Here is a 16,733-nt window from a genome sequence, read left to right on the forward strand (position 1 = left end):
ACCAACGATGGACGCTGCGGGGAACGAGCTGGCGGATCGTGTGCGCGCGTTGCTCGGAGCAGACACGGAGATCGAAGAGCGGCGCATGTTCGGCACGAGAGCGTTCCTCGACGACGGGCACATCCTGGTGGGCGCGCGTCCTGGGGGAGTGCTGCTGGTCCGTGTGGCGGATGAGGACGGCGCCGCGCTGCTCACCGAGCCAGGCGCGGCACGCGCAGTGATGGGGGCGCGCACCATGAGTTCGGGGTGGCTCGACGTTTCGCAGACGGCGATCGAAGACGACACAGCGCTCATGTTCTGGCTGGATGTCGCTCGAGAGTCCGCCGTTTCGAGGGCGGAGAGCTCGGAGCAGGGCTGACACGGATCCCCGCGCTCTCAACGATCGCGTGCCAGGGCGCGGACGGCCGCTCGCCCTAGGGGCAGTGCACCAGCGTCTTGGGTCCGGAGCGGTCGATCTCGTGCTGCGTCATCGGAGCCCCGCAGAGAGGGCAGGCGCGTTCGGCCCGCTCGGCCGCGCTGGGTGGGGGCGTCTTCTCGTACGGGCCGACGGAGGCGGGTCCTGCGAACCGGATGAGGTTCGTGTTCACCCAGGAGTACAGTCCTCCTGCTTCGCGGATGCGAGTGCGGAGGGGCGGGCGGTCGGAGTCCTGTGCCATGTTGATTAGTGTACTAACTATTAGTGCAGATGTATAGTCTCCCTTGTGACCCCCACCGACGACCTGCTCCGGCTCGAGAACCAGCTCTGCTTCGCCCTGGTGACAGCGGCGCGCAACGTCGTCGCCCTGTATCGACCGATCCTCGAGCCACTCGGCCTGACGCACCCGCAGTACCTCGTCATGCTGGCGCTCTGGGAACGAGCTCCTCGCACGCTGAATGACCTGGCCGTCGACCTGGCCATGGAGCCCGCGACCGCATCCCCGCTGGTGAAGAGGCTCGAGGCGGACGGGCTGGTCGCGCGTCAGCGAAGCACCGAGGACGAGCGGCGACTCGAGATCACTCTGACGTCGGCGGGCGCTGCGCTGCGCGAGCGCGCGGTGGAGGTTCCGCACCAGGTGATGGCCGCGGTCGGTATGGGAATCGACGAGATCGCGGCGCTCCGCGACGGTCTGGGCCCGTTCGCCGGGCGCCGTCCCGACCTCGGCTGACCTGTCGTCGGCGTCCGGCTCTGCCGGAGGTGATGGCGGTCCGGGGGAGACGCAGCCCCTAGGGTGGGGGCATGTCCCGCTCCGAGCCCTCGGTCCCGGTGCATGAGACTGCCAGGTCGAATCGCCCACGGATGCTGCTGCTTCCGCTCGTCGCGATCGCCGGCTTCTTCGCGACGATCATGTTCGCTGCAGCGGCGCAGGGGCTTCCGCAGTTCGGGGGATGGCTCGCCGATGCCGAACCACGGGCCGGCGAGGGCACGGGGCCGACGGCGCCGGCGGAGACCGCACCCCCTCCGAGGGATCCACCGGAGGACTCTCCGCTGCTCGCGATCATCGGATACGTCCTCGCCGCGCTCGTCCTCGCCGCCGTGCTCGCGATGGTGTTCTTCGGCGCCCGCCTCCTGATCCGCTACCTCGTCGGCCTCTGGCGCGACCGTCCTCTCGCGCGCCGAACGGCGTCGGCCTTGGATGCACACGTCGTCGCAGTGCCTGCAGCCGGGGGCGACCCGGACGAGGCGACGATCCGGCGCGGCATCGCGGAGGCGCTGCGGACGGTCGATGACCGGTCCCGACCCGGCGACAGCATCATCGCGGCGTGGGTGGGGCTGGAGGAATCCGCGGCGGATGCCGGTGCGGGGCGCGGTGTCAACGAGACGCCCTCAGAGTTCACCGTGCGCATCATCGGCAGACGCGCCGGGATCACCGACGACGTCGTCACCCTGCTGGGCCTCTACGAACGCGTCCGCTTCGGCGGTCACGATGCCGACGAAGACGATCGTGCCCGAGCTGCCGACTGTCTTCGCGGCATCCAGGAGGGGTGGCGATGAAGAGACGCGTCCTCGTCGTGAGCGTCGGTGTCATCGGCGCCGCGGGCGTCCTCCTCCTGCTCGGACAGCTGGGGTTCCCCGAGCCGTTCGTGCTCGCCTGGATGATCCTCGCCCTCGCGGTGGTCTTCGCCTGTCGTCAGGAGTTCATCGAGGTCGGACCCGAGTGGCCTCCGGAAGCGCCGAGCCGCAGTTCGCACGGCTCTGAGGTCTCCCGCATGGCATGGGCGATCAACACCCGCACGGGGGTCGCCGGCCACGTCGTCGTGCGTCGCGTGCAGGCGGTGCTGCGAAGACGCCTCGCCCTGCACGGTCTCGACCTCGAGGACCCCGCACAGCACGCACGCATCGACGCACTCCTCGGCGAGGGGGTGCGGGACGCCCTGCACCGTCGCGAAGTGCAGCGCACCGACATCGAGATGGTGCTCGATGCGATCGACAGAATCCCCAACGACATGGAGGAGCCCGGATGACCAGCCAGGAGACCACGCAGATCGCCGAGACCGGGCGTCGGGTGCTCGACAGCGTCCGTGGAGCCGTCGTCGGGATGGACGAGCCTCTCACGATCGCCCTCGCCGCGATCCTCGCTGGCGGCCATGTGCTGTTCGAAGACGTCCCGGGCCTCGGCAAGACACTCGCCGCGCGGAGCCTGGCTTCGGCGCTCGGCCTCGACTTCCGACGTCTGCAGTGCACCCCTGACATGCTTCCCGGGGATGTCACGGGCTCCTACGTCTACGCACCGGCCACCGGCGAGTTCGTGTTCCGGCCGGGGCCGATCTTCACCGGATTGCTCCTTGCCGACGAGGTGAACCGCACTACGCCGAAGACGCAGTCGGCGATGCTGGAGGCGATGGCGGAGCGTCAGGTGACGGTCGAGGGCAACAGCTTCGCCCTGCCGCGTCCCTTCCATGTGATCGCCACGTCGAATCCCATCGAGTACGAGGGAACGTACGCGCTTCCCGAGGCGCAGCTCGACCGCTTCATGGTGCGGCTCGCGGTCGGCTACCCCGTGCCGGAGGACGAGACCCGCATCATCCTCGACCGCGTGAGACGGCAGAGCCCGGATGCCTCCGTCGAGTCCGTCGTCGACGGAGCAGGGCTCCTCGCGATCCAGGCGGCGGTCGAACGGATCCACGTCGATGCCGATGTCGCGAGGTACTGCGTCGAGCTGACGAGGGCCACCCGGGACGCGGCGCACGTCGCCGTCGGCGCCTCTCCTCGGGGATCACAGGCTCACGTCCTGCTCGGCCGAGCGCTCGCCGCCCTGGATGATCGCGACTACGTCCGACCGGACGACATCAAGCGCATCGCGGGGTCCGTCCTCGCTCACCGACTCACGCTGACGCCGCAGGCCTGGGCCCAGGGAGTGGATCCTCGTTCGCTCGTCGCGACGGTGGTCGAGGTGACTCCGGTTCCTCCGACAGCGGCTGCGGTACGGTGACAGAGTCGGTCCGCGTCACGGCGCGCTCGCATGTGCGCTGGAGTCGGACGCCTGTGATCGCGATAGGACTCGCGGGTTCCGCGATCGTCGCAGCCGCCGGCCTCGTGTTCTCTCGGCCCGATGTGGTCGGTATCGGTCTCCCGCTCGCACTGGCGACGGTGTGGGTACTGCTGCGCCGTCCCCACGACGGCGTGCTGTCGATCGAGCTGCGGGCACGGCCGGAGGGTTCCGCCCCTTCGTCGGATGTGGTGGGGGCGGTGGGCGCCGACCTCGACACCGGCTGGCTCCAGGTCGCGGTCGACCAGGAGGAACGGCGGTCCGGGGTCGCCGACGTGTTGCCGGGGCGCTCCATCCTGACATCGCGCAACCGGCTGCAGCACTCTGGTCCTGTCGAGCTCCTCGGCGTGACGGCCCGAGGAGTGGCTCTCGACGGCGCCTGGGTGTCGGAGCCGGCACCCCGCGTCGCGCTGGAGTGGCACACGCCACCGAGGCAGGAGCGCATCGGGCAGCTGCCGGTCGCGCCACGGCTCACGGGCCTGCACGGCGCCCACGAGGGGTCTCGGCCCGGACAGGGCGGCGATTTCCGAGACATCCATCCGTTCGCCCCCGGTGACGAGCTGCGTCGTGTCGACTGGCGGGCGACCGCGCGCGCCGCCCGTCGACCCGGCGACCTGCTCGTGCGACGCACCGCCGCCCTCAGCGACTCATCGGTGGTGATCGCGATCGACACCGCAGAGGACCTGGGAACGGTCGTCGCATCCTGGGGAACGGACGACGCCGACCGATCGGGTGTCACCTCCCTGGACCACGCCCGCGAAGCCGCGCTGTCGATCGCGACCGCTGCGATCGGCGTCGGCGATCGCGTGTCGTACCACGCACTGTCGCCCGGCGGCCGGAGCCTTCCCGCCGGCGGCGGCCCGCGTCACCTCGCCCGCCTTCGCGACGTGATCGCGGCGACGGGTCAGAGTGAGGGCGACCCCCGGTATCGCCGGTCGCCGGTCGTGCCGCCGGGTTCCATCATCTTCGTGCTCTCGACGTTCTTCGACGGCGCCGCCGCTCAGCTGGTCACTCGCTGGCGGGCGTCAGGCCACGCCGTGGTGGCCGTCGACGTCCTCCCTGCACCGGAGGAGAGCCGACTCACGCGTGAACAGCGCATCGCGTTGCGCACCCTGCTGGCGGAGCGCTCCGACATCCTCGTCGAGCTCGAGCACGCCGGCGTCGAGGTCGTCAGATGGACGGATTCCGATGCCGACGTCGCGATGAGGCTCGCGGCTCTTCGCCAGCAACGGATGCGGATGGTACGGAGGTGAAGCGCCGACTCCGATCGTTCCGGGTGCGGGCGGCCGTTCCGGGGGTCGTCGTCCGACTGCTGGTGGTGGGTATCGCGTGGGGAGGGGCGCTCGTGCTCGTCCCCTTCCCGTTGTGGCAGGGCGTCGCCGTGATCGCCGCAGCGCTCGCCGTCGTGCTCCCACGTTCCCTGGCCGCCTGGCTGGCAGCCGCATGCCTCGTGTTCGGCATTCTCCTGACGGACCCGGATCCGGGGCGCACCGCTCTGGCCGTGCTGCTCGTGCATGCGATCCACGTGCTCGGATCGTTGAGCCTGGTGATCCCGATCTCCTCGCGTGTCGCGCTTCCCGTTCTGGGGTCGAGTCTCGCGCGTCTCCTCGTCATCCAGCTGCTGGCGCAGCCCGTCGTGTTCGGCGTGTGGCTGCTCGCGCCTTCGGATGTCGTGCACGGCCTCACCCCGCTCGCACCGCTCGCCGCCGCGGCGCTCGCCGTCGGAGTCCTGCTGGCCCTGCACGCCGCCCGGAGAGCGGACGCTCACCCCCGAGAGTCCGAACGGGTGGAGGGGGAGAGCATCGCGGTGCGGCACGACGGAGCCAATGTCCGTGGCCCCTCGTAGACTTGTCCGGTGCCCATCGTCCCTGTTGCCTCCCCCGGAAAACTCAGTGTCCGCGGTGCCCGCGTCCACAATCTCAAGAACGTCGACATCGACATTCCCCGCGACTCGCTCGTCGTGTTCACCGGTCTGTCCGGATCGGGAAAGTCCAGCCTCGCGTTCGACACGATCTTCGCCGAGGGGCAGCGCCGCTATGTCGAATCGCTGAGCGCGTACGCGCGCCAGTTCCTCGGTCAGGTCGATCGGCCCGACGTCGATTTCATCGAAGGGCTGAGCCCCGCCGTCTCGATCGACCAGAAGTCGACCAACCGCAACCCGCGGTCCACGGTCGGCACGATCACCGAGATCTACGACTACATGCGACTGCTCTGGGCGCGCATCGGCATCCCGCACTGCCCTGAGTGCGGCGAGCGGATCCAGCGTCAGACGGTGCAGCAGATCGCGGATCAGCTCATGGAGCTCCCCGAGCGCACGCGGTATCAGGTGGTCGCGCCGATCGTCTCGCAGAAGAAGGGCGAGTTCGTCGACCTTTTCCGGGAACTGGGCGCGAAGGGGTACTCACGCGCGATCGTCGACGGCGACCTGATCCAGCTGGCCGAGCCTCCCACGCTCAAGAAGAGCTACAAGCACGACATCGCCGTGGTGGTCGACCGCCTGGTCGCATCCGACGACATCCTCGGACGCGTGACCGACTCGGTCGAGACTGCGCTGGGACTCGCCGGCGGTGTGGTGCAGATCAACTACGTCGACGGCGAGGGCGACGACGCCTGGCAGACCTTCTCCGAGAAGCTCGCCTGTCCGAACGGCCACGCTCTCACGCTCACCGAGATCGAACCGCGCACGTTCTCGTTCAACGCGCCGTTCGGAGCCTGCCCCGCATGCTCCGGCCTCGGCACGCGCATGTCCGTCGACGTCGACCTGATGCTCGGTGACGAAGACCTGTCGATCCGCGAGGGCGTCATCATCCCGTGGACCACGCAGGGCAAGGGGCTGTTCCAGTACTACGAGCGGCTGCTCGAGGGACTGTCGAACGACCTCGACTTCTCGTTGGACACTCCGTGGCGTGAACTGCATTCCGATGTGCAGAACGCTGTGCTGCGTGGCGAGAACTACAAGGTCTCCGTGAAGTGGAAGAACCGCTACGGTCGCGAGATGCGCTACACCTCGGGCTTCGAGGGTGTGGTGCCCTACATCGAGCGCCAGTACCTGCAGGCCGAATCGGACAACCAGCGCAACCGCTGGGGCGAGTACCTCCGCGAGGTGCCGTGCCCCGTGTGCGACGGCGACAGGCTCAAGCCCGAGGTCCTCGCGGTGCAGGTGCACGGGCACTCGATCGCCGAGGTCTCGCACCTGAGCCTGGCCGACGCGCGTGCCTTCATGGAGACGCTCACACTCACCGAGCGTGAAGCCAAGATCGCGGCTCAGGTGCTGCGTGAGATCCGCCTTCGTCTCGATTTCCTGCTGCAGGTGGGTCTGTCCTACCTCAACCTCAGCCGCTCGGCGGGGTCGCTGTCCGGTGGTGAGGCGCAGCGCATCCGTCTCGCGACGCAGATCGGCTCCGGACTGACCGGAGTCCTCTATGTCCTGGACGAGCCGTCGATCGGTCTGCATCAGCGCGACAACCGCCGTCTGATCGAGACGCTGCTCACGCTGCGCGACCTCGGCAACACGCTGATCGTGGTGGAGCACGACGAAGAGACGATCGAAGCAGCGGACTGGGTCGTCGACATCGGCCCCGGCGCGGGCGTCAACGGCGGTGCGGTGGTCCACTCCGGACCGTACTCCGCCCTGCTCGCCGACACGGAATCCATGACCGGGGAGTACCTGTCCGGCCGTCGTGAGATCCCCATGCCGAAGAAGCGCAGGAAGATCGACAAGAAGCGGATGCTGAGCGTCGTGGGCGCTCGGGCGAACAACCTCCGCAATGTCACCGCAGACTTCCCGCTCGGCGTCCTCACCGCAGTCACCGGGGTCAGCGGCTCCGGGAAGTCGTCTCTCGTCAACGACATCCTGTATCAGGTGCTGGCGTCGCGGCTGAACGGTGCGAGAACCGTCCCCGGCAAGCACACGCGGGTCACCGGACTCGACAACCTCGACAAGGTCGTGCACGTCGACCAAGCCCCGATCGGTCGCACCCCGAGGTCGAACCCGGCCACGTACACGGGAGTGTTCGACCGCATCCGCACCCTGTTCAGCGAGACGCCCGAAGCGAAGGTCCGCGGTTACCAGCCCGGACGCTTCAGCTTCAACGTCAAGGGCGGCCGGTGCGAGGCCTGCTCGGGCGACGGCACGATCAAGATCGAGATGAACTTCCTGCCCGACGTGTACGTCGACTGCGAGGTCTGCCACGGCAAGCGCTACAACCGCGACACGCTCGCCGTGCACTACAAGGGCAAGAACATCGCCGAGGTGCTCGAGATGCCGATCGAGGAGGCAGCCGAGTTCTTCGAGCCGATCCAGGCGATCCACCGCTACATGAAGACGCTCGTCGACGTCGGGCTCGGGTACGTGCGACTCGGCCAGTCGGCGACGACCCTGTCCGGTGGTGAGGCGCAGCGCGTCAAGCTCGCGACCGAGCTCCAGCGACGCAGCAATGGACGCAGCATCTACGTGCTCGACGAGCCGACGACGGGTCTGCACTTCGAAGACGTCCGCAAGCTCCTCGAAGTGCTCAACGGACTGGTCGACAAGGGCAACACGGTCATCGTGATCGAGCACAACCTCGACGTGATCAAGTCCGCGGACTGGGTGATCGATCTCGGCCCTGAGGGCGGTTCGGGCGGCGGACAGATCGTCGCCACGGGTACCCCGGAGCAGATCGCGCGCGTCGAGGAGAGCCACACCGGTCTCTTCCTCGCCGAGATCCTGGGTGAGGGGCGCTCCGCGCGGAAGGCCAGCTGATGGCCGACGTGTTGCCGTACAAGCCGCGGGCCGGAGAGATACCCACCGACCCCGGCGTGTACCGGTTCCGCGACTCGGCCGGTCGCGTGCTCTACGTGGGGAAGGCGAAGAACCTCCGGCAGCGGCTGTCGAACTACTTCGCGCCGCTGCGGACCCTGCACGAGCGGACCCGACGCATGGTCACGACGGCGTCGTCCGTCGAGTGGACGGTGGTCCCGACCGATGTCGACTCGCTCCAGCTCGAGTACATGTGGATCAAGGAGTTCGATCCGCCCTTCAACGTGCGGTACAAGGACGACAAGTCCTATCCCTTCATGGCTGTCACGCTCGCAGACGAAGCACCGCGTGTGATCGTCACGCGCAACCGGAAGATCCCCGGCGCTCGCTACTTCGGCCCTTTCCCGAAGGTGTGGGCCGTGCACGAGACGATCGACCTGATGATCAAGGCGTTCCCGATCCGCACCTGCAGTGACTCCAGCTACCGTCGCGCCATGCAGACGGGCAGGCCGTGTTTCCCCGGCCAGATCGGCAAGTGCGGTGGTCCGTGCTCGATGACGGTGAGCATCGAGGAGCACCGTGCCATGGTCGACGACTTCGTCGCCTTCATGGCCGGTGGTGATGAGCGCTTCACGCGCGAGCTCACGAAGCGGATGCTGGCCGCGTCGGCGGCGATGGACTACGAGGCCGCAGCCAGGTATCGGGACAAGCTCTCGGCCATCGAAGCTGTGCTGGGCAAGAGTGCACTCGTGCTCCCCAGTGATGAGGACGCCGACCTGTTCGGCATCGCCGAGGACGAGTTGGCGGCGGCGGTGCAGCACTTCGTCATCCGCGGCGGCAGGGTCCGTGGTGTGCGTGCTCTGACGATCGAGAAGGAGATCGACATCTCCAGCGGCGAACTCGTCGAGCAGGTTCTCCAGCAGGCCTACGGCGAAGCGCAGGACGTGCCGCGGCGTATCCTGGTGCCCACGCTGCCCGACGACGCCGCGGAGCTCGAGCTGTGGCTGCGTGAACGCCGCGGCAAGAAGGTCGAGATCGCGGTGGCTCAACGCGGCCAACGCGCAGATCTCATGCGCACGGCGACCTTGAACGCACAGCAGGCGTTGATCCGTCACAAGACACGGCGCACGACCGACTACGTCGCCCGCACGCAGGCTCTCACTGACCTGCAGGAGGCGCTCGGGATGGACGAAGCGCCGCTGCGGATCGAGTGCTTCGACATCTCGCACCTCGGCGGCACCAATGTCGTCGCCTCGATGGTGGTGTTCGAGGACGGCCTTCCCCGCAAGGACCAGTACCGCTCGTTCAACATCGCCGAGACCACGGATGACACCGACTCGATGTATCAGGTGCTCCGTCGTCGCTTGGCCTACCTCGACCGACCCGAAGAGCCGGAGGCCATCGACCCGACGACAGACGAGGTCGTCGGGGAAGACGTCGGCGAGGCGACAGCACGTCGGAAGCCCCGCTTCGCGTATCCACCGCAGCTGCTTCTGGTCGACGGCGGACAGCCTCAGGTCGAAGCGGCGGCCAGGGCGCTCCGTGATGCGGGACACACCGAGATCGCGGTGTGCGGCATAGCGAAGCGACTCGAAGAAGTCTGGCTTCCCGGCGAGGACTTCCCGGTGATCCTCCCGCGCACGAGCGAAGCCCTCTACCTGTTGCAGCGGCTTCGCGACGAGGCACACCGGTTCGCGATCACGCATCAGCGCAAGAAGCGGCGGAACGACATCGGCTCCGTCCTCGCCGAGGTTCCCGGGCTGGGTGCCGCGCGCATCAAGGTGCTGCTCAAGCACTTCGGCTCGGTCACCGCTCTTCGCGCGGCAGAACCGGGGCAGATCGAAGAGGTCCAGGGGATCGGTCCCGTGCTCGCCCAGAACATCTACACGCACCTCTCCACTCGCTAGGCTGGAGGTCGAGGGGGAGAGGGAGCACTGAGAGATGTCTGACGGGGAAAAGGGCGAGTTCCTCATCGTCACGGGAATGTCCGGCGCGGGTCGGACGACGGTGGCGAACGCACTCGAGGACCTCGGCTGGTACGTGGTCGACAATCTGCCCCCGCAGATCCTGCGTCCTTTGCTCGATCTGACCGACATGGGTGGCACGGCTCTGCCCAAGGTCGCCGCCGTCGTGGACGTCCGTGGACGCAACCTCTTCGACGACTTCCCCGGTGTGGCGCGTGCGCTGCGTTCCCGTGGCTCCGTCCGCGTGCTGTTCCTCGACGCGTCGGACGACGTGCTGGTGCGTCGATTCGAGTCCGTGCGCAGACCGCATCCGTTGCAGGGGGAGGGGACTCTGCTCGACGGCATCCGCACCGAGCGTGAGCGCCTCGCCCCGATCCGCGAAGGCGCGGACCTGGTGATCGACACCTCGATGCTCAACATCCACCAGCTCGCCACGCACGTCTCCGACATCTTCTCGGCGGAGGGCGAGGCGCGGCATCGGGTCACGTTGCTGAGCTTCGGATTCAAGTACGGGCTTCCGACCGACGTCGACATCGTGGCAGACATGCGATTCCTGCCGAACCCGTTCTGGAACGAGGAGCTGCGCGGTCAGACGGGACAGGACGAGCCCGTGCGCGAGTACGTCCTCTCCCGCGAAGGCGCGATGGAGTTCCTGGACTCCTATTCGAAGGCGCTGGTGCCCGTGCTGGAGGGATACCAGCGCGAGAACAAGAGCCACTCGACGATCGCTATCGGCTGCACCGGCGGGAAGCACCGTTCCGTGGCGATGTCGGAAGAGCTGGCGCGCCGCCTCGCTGCGATCCCCGGAGTGGCCGTGAACGTCCGTCACCGGGACCTGAGCCGAGAGTAGCGGGCCGTCCGGCCGAGTAAGCTGGACGTTTGCGTCGCGATCCGGCGCGTGAACGTGAAGGAGTGTCGTGGCACTAACCACCGACGTCAAGGCCGAGCTGGTCAGCATCCGCAACGCACCCCCGACGGTGCGAGTCGCGGAAGTGACCGCCATCCTCCGGTTCGCCGGTGGTCTGCATTCGATTGCCGGCCGTGTGGCCGTGGAGGCCGAGGTGGATGCCGAGACTCTCGCACGACGCGTCGCCCGCGACCTCGCCGAGATCTACGGCGTGCGCCCGGAGATCGCCCAGGTGCAGTCGAGCACCGCGAACGACGGTGCACGCTGGGCTGTGCGCGTGATCGCGCAGGGGGAGACCCTGGCCCGTCAGACGGGTCTGCTCGATCAGCGTCGACGGCCCGTCCGTGGGCTTCCCAACCGGCTCACCACCGGTTCCCGGGCCGAGGTCGCCGGCCTGTGGCGCGGCGCGTTCCTCGCGGCCGGCAGCCTGAGCGAGCCAGGACGCTCCGCCATGCTCGAGGTCGTCTGCCCGTCCTCGGAGGCGGCCATGGCTCTCGTCGGCGCCGCGCATCGACTCGGGGTGGCCGCGAAGGCCCGTGAGGTGCGCGGTATGCCGCGCGTGGTCGTGCGCGAAGGCGAGGCCATCCGCACCATCCTGAACGAGATGGGAGCGCAGAAGACCGCGATCGCCTGGGAGGAGCTCCGCCAGCGCCGCGAGGTCAGGGCCGGCGTCAACCGTCTGGTGAACTTCGACGACGCGAACCTGCGCCGTTCCGCACAGGCCGCCGTTGCCGCGTGCGCGCGTGTCGAGCGTGCCCTCGAGATCCTGGCCGACGAGGTCCCCGATCATCTGAAGGTGGCGGGCGAGCTTCGTCTCGCGCACCGTGATGCCAGCCTCGACGAGCTGGGACACCATGCCGACCCGCCACTGACGAAGGACGCCGTCGCCGGTCGCATCCGTCGCCTGCTGGCGATGGCGGACAAGCGCGCGCAGCAGGAGGGCATTCCCGGAACGGAAGCCGCCGTCCCCGTCGGACTCGACGTCTGATCCGCATCCTCGACCAAGGCCCGTCGTCCGGCATCCGGACGGCGGGTCTTCGTCATACGGCGGAAGGATCGGGGCCGTGGCCGCGTTGTCGTCAGTAGGATGAATCACGTCCGCTCTACGCCGCACATCGGCGGCGCGGAGGATCGGCAAGCGCCGCGGCGCGGCGCGGATTGGATGAAAGCGATATGGCGACCTACACGCTCCCCGACCTTCCCTACGACTTCGCAGCCCTCGAGCCGCACATCAGCGGCAAGATCATGGAGCTGCACCATGACAAGCACCACGCGACCTACGTCGCCGGCGCGAACACCGCTCTCGAGCAGCTCGCCGAGGCTCGCGAGAGCGGCAACCTCGCGAACGTGAACAAGCTCGAGAAGGACCTCGCCTTCAACCTCGGCGGTCACGTCAACCACTCGATCTTCTGGACCAACCTGTCGCCGAACGGCGGAGGTCAGCCCGAGGGCGAGCTGAAGGCCGCGATCGATGAGTACTTCGGCTCGTTCGAGAAGTTCCAGGCGCACTTCACCGCCGCGGCCACCGGAATCCAGGGCTCCGGCTGGGCGGTGCTCAGCTGGGACTCGATCGGCTCGCGCCTCATCATCCAGCAGCTCTTCGACCAGCAGTCGAACACGGCGCAGGGCACCATCCCGCTGTTCCAGCTCGACATGTGGGAGCACGCCTTCTACCTCGACTACCTCAACGTGAAGGCCGACTACGTCAAGGCCGCGTGGAACATCGCCAACTGGGAGAACGTCGCCCAGCGCCTCGAGGTCGCCCGTCAGCAGACGAACGGCCTGCTGGTACTGTCGTAATCGGGTCGCGTCCCGACGGGCCACGGCTCGTCGGGACGCCCTCTCAGCCAAAAAACCCCGCACCTCACGCTCGCTGGAAAGCCGCGTGCGATGCACGAGAAACAGGGAGACCTGAGTGTCTGTCAAGATCGGTATCAACGGCTTCGGCCGCATCGGACGCAACTACTTCCGCGCGGCTCTCGCGCAGGGAGCAGACCTTGAGATCGTCGCCGTCAACGACCTCACCGACAACAAGACCCTGGCGCACCTGCTGAAGTACGACTCGGTGGGCGGCGTCCTCGACGCCGAGATCAGCTACGACGACGAGAGCATCACCGTCAACGGCAAGACCATCAAGGCGTTCGCCGAGCGCGACCCCGCAGGCCTCCCGTGGGGCGAGCTGGGCGTCGACATCGTGATCGAGTCGACCGGCTTCTTCACCAAGGCCGAGCTCGCCAAGAAGCACATCGAGGCCGGTGCGAAGAAGGTCCTCATCTCGGCTCCCGGTACGGGCGTCGACGGCACGTTCGTCATGGGCGTGAACGAGGACACGTACAACCCGGAGACCGACCACATCATCTCCAACGCGTCCTGCACCACGAACTGCCTCGCGCCGCTGGCTCAGGTCTTCAACGACGCGTTCGGCATCGACCGCGGTTTCATGATGACCGCGCACGCGTACACCGCCGACCAGAACCTGCAGGACGGCCCGCACAGCGACCTCCGTCGTGCCCGCGCCGCCGCGATCAACATCACCCCGGCATCGACCGGTGCGGCCAAGGCCATCGGCGAGGTGCTCCCTGAGCTCCAGGGCAAGCTGAGCGGCTCGTCGTACCGCGTGCCGGTTCCCACCGGCTCGATCGTCGACCTCACCCTCATCACCGACCGTGAGAACCTGACGGTCGACGAGGTCAACGAGGCCTACAAGAAGGCCGCCGCCGACGGCCGCCTCGCGGGTTACCTCCAGTACAACGAGGACCCGATCGTGTCGAGCGACATCGTGCACAACCCGCACTCCTCGATCTTCGACTCGACGCTCACCAACGTGAGCGGCAACCTGATCAAGGTGTCCAGCTGGTACGACAACGAGTGGGGCTACTCCAACCGTCTCGTCGACCTGACCGAGTACGTGGCCGAGCGCCTCTAAGCTCAGACACATGACTCTGCGCACCCTGGACACCCTGGGGTCGCTCGAGGGCAAGCGCGTCATCGTCCGTTGTGATCTCAACGTCCCCCTGCGGGATGGGATCATCACGGACGATGGCCGTGTCCGCGCCTCGTTGCCGACCCTCAACGCACTCATCAACGCGGGCGCCCGTGTTGTGGTGTGCTCGCACCTCGGCCGACCCGACGGTGCGCCCGACCCGCAGTACAGCCTCGAGCCGGTGGCTCAGCGGCTCTCCGAGCTGCTCGGCGCCCCGGTCGCGTTCGCGCGCGACACGGTCGGCGAATCCGCCAAGGTGGCCGTGGCATCGCTCGAGGACGGCGGGGTCGTCGTGATCGAGAACCTGCGGTTCAACCCGGGGGAGACCTCGAAGGACGCCGCCGAGCGTGGTGCCTTCGCGGCCGAGCTCGCAGAACTCGGCGACGTGCTCGTCTCCGACGGTTTCGGCGTCGTTCATCGCAAGCAGGCCAGCGTCTACGAGCTCGCCGAGCTGCTCCCGTCGGCGGCCGGTCTGCTGATCGCCGCGGAACTCGACGTGCTGGACCGCCTGACCGAGAACCCCGAACGCCCCTATGCGGTCGTGCTCGGCGGCTCGAAGGTCAGCGACAAGCTCGGCGTCATCTCGCACCTGCTCCCGCGCGTGGACAAGATCCTGGTGGGTGGCGGAATGCTCTTCACCTTCCTCAAGGCCCAGGGGCACGCCGTCGCCTCGAGCCTTCTGGAAGAGGATCAGCTCGACACGGTGCGCGGTTACATCGCGGAAGCGGCTGAGCGCGGCGTGGAGCTCGTGCTCCCCACCGACGTCGTGGTGGCCGCGTCCTTCGGCGCCGACGCCGCGCACGAGGTCGCCGCGGCCGACGCGATCGAGTCGACGCCGTTCGGTGCCTCCGGCATCGGGCTCGACATCGGTCCGGAGACGGCGGCACGCTTCGCCGAGGTCATCCGCGGGTCGAAGACCGTGTTCTGGAACGGCCCCATGGGCGTGTTCGAGTTCCCTGCCTTCGCAGCGGGCACCAAGACCGTCGCGCAAGCGCTCACCGAGGTCGACGGCCTCAGCGTCGTCGGCGGGGGAGACTCCGCTGCAGCCGTGCGCCAGCTCGGCTTCAGCGACGACCAGTTCGGTCACATCTCGACCGGTGGCGGCGCGAGCCTCGAGTTCCTCGAGGGCAAGAAACTACCTGGGCTGGAGGTCCTCGGATGGGTGTGAACTCTCGTACCCCGCTGATCGCGGGAAACTGGAAGATGAACCTGGACCACCTGCAGGCGGTCGCGTTCGTGCAGAAGCTGCACTGGACGTTGAAGGATGCGAAGCACGAGGACGGATCCGTCGAGGTCGCGGTGTTCCCGCCGTTCACCGACATTCGCAGCGTGCAGACCCTCATCGACGCGGACAAGATCCCGTTCGCGCTCGGAGCGCAGGATGTGTCGGCACACGACTCGGGCGCATACACGGGCGAGGTGTCGGGAGCGTTCCTGGCGAAGCTCGATGCGAAGTACGTGATCATCGGCCACTCCGAGCGTCGTGAGTACCACTCCGAAGGTGACGATGTCGTGGCCGCCAAGGTCAAGGCAGCGCTCAAGCACGGCCTGGTGCCGGTCATCTGCGTCGGCGAGACGGCCGGCGACCTCGAGAAGTTCGGTGCCAGTGCGGTTCCGGTGTCGCAGCTGGAGGCAGCGCTCGAGGGGGTCTCGCCGAAGGCGGACATCGTCGTGGCGTACGAGCCCGTGTGGGCGATCGGCTCCGGTCAGGCGGCGACGCCTCAGCAGGCGCAAGACGTCTGCGCCGCTCTGCGCGCCGTCATCGCGAAGGTGCTCGGCGACGAGGCGGCAGCGCGCACGCGGATCCTCTACGGAGGTTCCGTGAAGTCGGGGAACATCGCCAGCTTCATGCGCGAGCCCGATGTCGACGGCGCACTCGTCGGCGGGGCGAGCCTCGTCGTGGACGAGTTCGCCGCGATCATCCGCTTCGAGAAGCACGTCGGCGTGTGAGTGCGGCGGGGCTTCGGCCCCGCTGCACCGTATACTTGACCGTTACGGGGGCGCTCCGGCCCCAGCGAAAGGCTCTTTCTCGTGGCAATTCTCGAGTTCGTCCTGCAGGTCGTGCTGGGCATCACCAGCGTTCTGCTGACCCTCCTCATCCTCCTGCACAAGGGCCGCGGTGGCGGCCTCTCCGACATGTTCGGCGGGGGCATGACCTCTGCGGTCGGCTCGTCCGGGCTTGCGGAGCGGAACCTCAACCGCTTCACCGTCGTCCTGGCTCTGACATGGTTCGTCTCCATCGTCGCGCTGGGCCTCATCACGAAATTCGAGGTCATCTGATGGCTACCGGTGGAAACGCGATCCGTGGCACCCGCGTGGGCTCCGGCCCCATGGGGGAGCAGGACCACGGCTATCACGCCGACCGCATCGCGGTCTCCTACTGGGATGGTCTCGGCAACGAGACCGTCCGCTACTTCGCCGCTGGTCTCCCCGAAGAGGAGATCCCGGAGACGATCGACCACCCGCAGTCCGGGCTCCCCGCCGGTCGCGACAAGGAGAATCCTCCTGCGCTCGCGAAGGCGGAGCCGTACAAGACGCACCTCGCTTACGTGAAGGAACGCCGTACGGACGAGGAAGCCGTCCAGCTGCTCGACGACGCGCTCACGCAGCTGCGCGAGCGTCGGGGGCAGTGACCTCGAGGCTGACATCGAAGAAGCCGTCGCGAGCGATC

18 protein-coding genes are annotated in these 16,733 nt (G+C 67.8%); 17 read left to right on the plus strand and 1 reads right to left on the minus strand.

All coding sequences use genetic code 11. The features are described 5' to 3' along the window. Window positions 1–7: 7 nt before the first annotated feature. Entirely contained in the window at window positions 8–358 is a 351-nt protein-coding gene (locus MOX01_RS08825; RefSeq protein WP_218867902.1) for a TfoX/Sxy family protein, read from the plus strand. Between the two features lie 55 nt (window positions 359–413). Here the strand turns inward: MOX01_RS08825 and MOX01_RS08830 are convergent, their stop codons facing one another. Continuing rightward, complete coding sequence (locus MOX01_RS08830) at window positions 414–656, minus strand: hypothetical protein (protein ID WP_105724504.1); 243 nt, start codon at window positions 654–656, stop codon at window positions 414–416. 45 nt (window positions 657–701) lie between these two features. Here MOX01_RS08830 and MOX01_RS08835 point away from each other — a divergent pair, with 45 nt between their 5' ends. The 16 genes from MOX01_RS08835 (at window position 702) to MOX01_RS08910 (ending at window position 16,695) form a co-directional block, all read left to right on the plus strand. Next, window positions 702–1,145, plus strand: coding sequence for a MarR family winged helix-turn-helix transcriptional regulator (locus MOX01_RS08835; RefSeq protein ID WP_058632243.1), 444 nt, complete (start codon window positions 702–704; stop codon window positions 1,143–1,145). Window positions 1,146–1,216: 71 nt separating this feature from the next. Continuing rightward, complete coding sequence (locus MOX01_RS08840) at window positions 1,217–1,972, plus strand: DUF4129 domain-containing protein (RefSeq protein WP_141369310.1); 756 nt, start codon at window positions 1,217–1,219, stop codon at window positions 1,970–1,972. Further along, on the plus strand, window positions 1,969–2,442 hold the full coding sequence (locus tag MOX01_RS08845; protein WP_227750954.1) for a YeaH/YhbH family protein: 474 nt from the start codon (window positions 1,969–1,971) through the stop codon (window positions 2,440–2,442). The genes MOX01_RS08840 and MOX01_RS08845 overlap by 4 nt, the downstream gene beginning before the upstream one ends. After that, window positions 2,439–3,410, plus strand: a complete 972-nt coding sequence (locus MOX01_RS08850; protein WP_141369314.1) for an AAA family ATPase — start codon at window positions 2,439–2,441, stop codon at window positions 3,408–3,410. The genes MOX01_RS08845 and MOX01_RS08850 overlap by 4 nt, the downstream gene beginning before the upstream one ends. Further along, a complete protein-coding gene (locus MOX01_RS08855; RefSeq protein ID WP_230977915.1) occupies window positions 3,407–4,720 on the plus strand; it encodes a DUF58 domain-containing protein in 1,314 nt (437 codons plus the stop codon). The genes MOX01_RS08850 and MOX01_RS08855 overlap by 4 nt, the downstream gene beginning before the upstream one ends. Continuing rightward, window positions 4,717–5,313 carry a hypothetical protein gene (locus tag MOX01_RS08860; RefSeq protein WP_141369316.1) on the plus strand — a complete coding sequence of 199 codons (597 nt, stop codon included), beginning with the start codon at window positions 4,717–4,719 and terminating at the stop codon, window positions 5,311–5,313. The genes MOX01_RS08855 and MOX01_RS08860 overlap by 4 nt, the downstream gene beginning before the upstream one ends. A 9-nt stretch (window positions 5,314–5,322) precedes the next feature. Then, window positions 5,323–8,211 carry an excinuclease ABC subunit UvrA gene (gene uvrA, locus MOX01_RS08865; RefSeq protein WP_113680975.1) on the plus strand — a complete coding sequence of 963 codons (2,889 nt, stop codon included), beginning with the start codon at window positions 5,323–5,325 and terminating at the stop codon, window positions 8,209–8,211. Next, window positions 8,211–10,115, plus strand: a complete 1,905-nt coding sequence (gene uvrC, locus MOX01_RS08870) for an excinuclease ABC subunit UvrC (protein WP_141369318.1) — start codon at window positions 8,211–8,213, stop codon at window positions 10,113–10,115. The genes uvrA and uvrC overlap by 1 nt, the downstream gene beginning before the upstream one ends. A gap of 34 nt (window positions 10,116–10,149) precedes the next feature. Further along, window positions 10,150–11,022, plus strand: a complete 873-nt coding sequence (gene rapZ, locus MOX01_RS08875; RefSeq protein WP_141369320.1) for an RNase adapter RapZ — start codon at window positions 10,150–10,152, stop codon at window positions 11,020–11,022. 67 nt (window positions 11,023–11,089) lie between these two features. Then, a complete protein-coding gene (gene whiA / locus MOX01_RS08880; protein WP_017830285.1) occupies window positions 11,090–12,067 on the plus strand; it encodes a DNA-binding protein WhiA in 978 nt (325 codons plus the stop codon). Between the two features lie 185 nt (window positions 12,068–12,252). Then, a complete protein-coding gene (locus MOX01_RS08885; RefSeq protein ID WP_025105027.1) occupies window positions 12,253–12,879 on the plus strand; it encodes a superoxide dismutase in 627 nt (208 codons plus the stop codon). A 115-nt stretch (window positions 12,880–12,994) separates the two neighbouring features. Beyond that, window positions 12,995–14,005 carry a type I glyceraldehyde-3-phosphate dehydrogenase gene (gene gap, locus MOX01_RS08890; protein ID WP_046749270.1) on the plus strand — a complete coding sequence of 337 codons (1,011 nt, stop codon included), beginning with the start codon at window positions 12,995–12,997 and terminating at the stop codon, window positions 14,003–14,005. Between the two features lie 10 nt (window positions 14,006–14,015). Continuing rightward, window positions 14,016–15,230: a phosphoglycerate kinase gene (locus MOX01_RS08895; protein ID WP_141369322.1), complete on the plus strand. Its 1,215-nt coding sequence runs from the start codon at window positions 14,016–14,018 to the stop codon at window positions 15,228–15,230. Further along, the gene (gene tpiA / locus MOX01_RS08900; RefSeq protein ID WP_046749268.1) at window positions 15,221–16,012 is read left to right on the plus strand and encodes a triose-phosphate isomerase; all 792 of its coding nucleotides are present in this window, start codon (window positions 15,221–15,223) and stop codon (window positions 16,010–16,012) included. Before MOX01_RS08895 ends, tpiA begins: the two co-directional genes overlap by 10 nt. 81 nt (window positions 16,013–16,093) lie before the next feature. Beyond that, complete coding sequence (gene secG / locus MOX01_RS08905; RefSeq protein ID WP_017202783.1) at window positions 16,094–16,342, plus strand: preprotein translocase subunit SecG; 249 nt, start codon at window positions 16,094–16,096, stop codon at window positions 16,340–16,342. Next, window positions 16,342–16,695: an RNA polymerase-binding protein RbpA gene (locus MOX01_RS08910; RefSeq protein ID WP_017830291.1), complete on the plus strand. Its 354-nt coding sequence runs from the start codon at window positions 16,342–16,344 to the stop codon at window positions 16,693–16,695. Before secG ends, MOX01_RS08910 begins: the two co-directional genes overlap by 1 nt. Window positions 16,696–16,733: the final 38 nt, after the last annotated feature.

The organism is Microbacterium oxydans (genome assembly GCF_006540085.1).
GTDB lineage: Bacteria > Actinomycetota > Actinomycetes > Actinomycetales > Microbacteriaceae > Microbacterium > Microbacterium oxydans.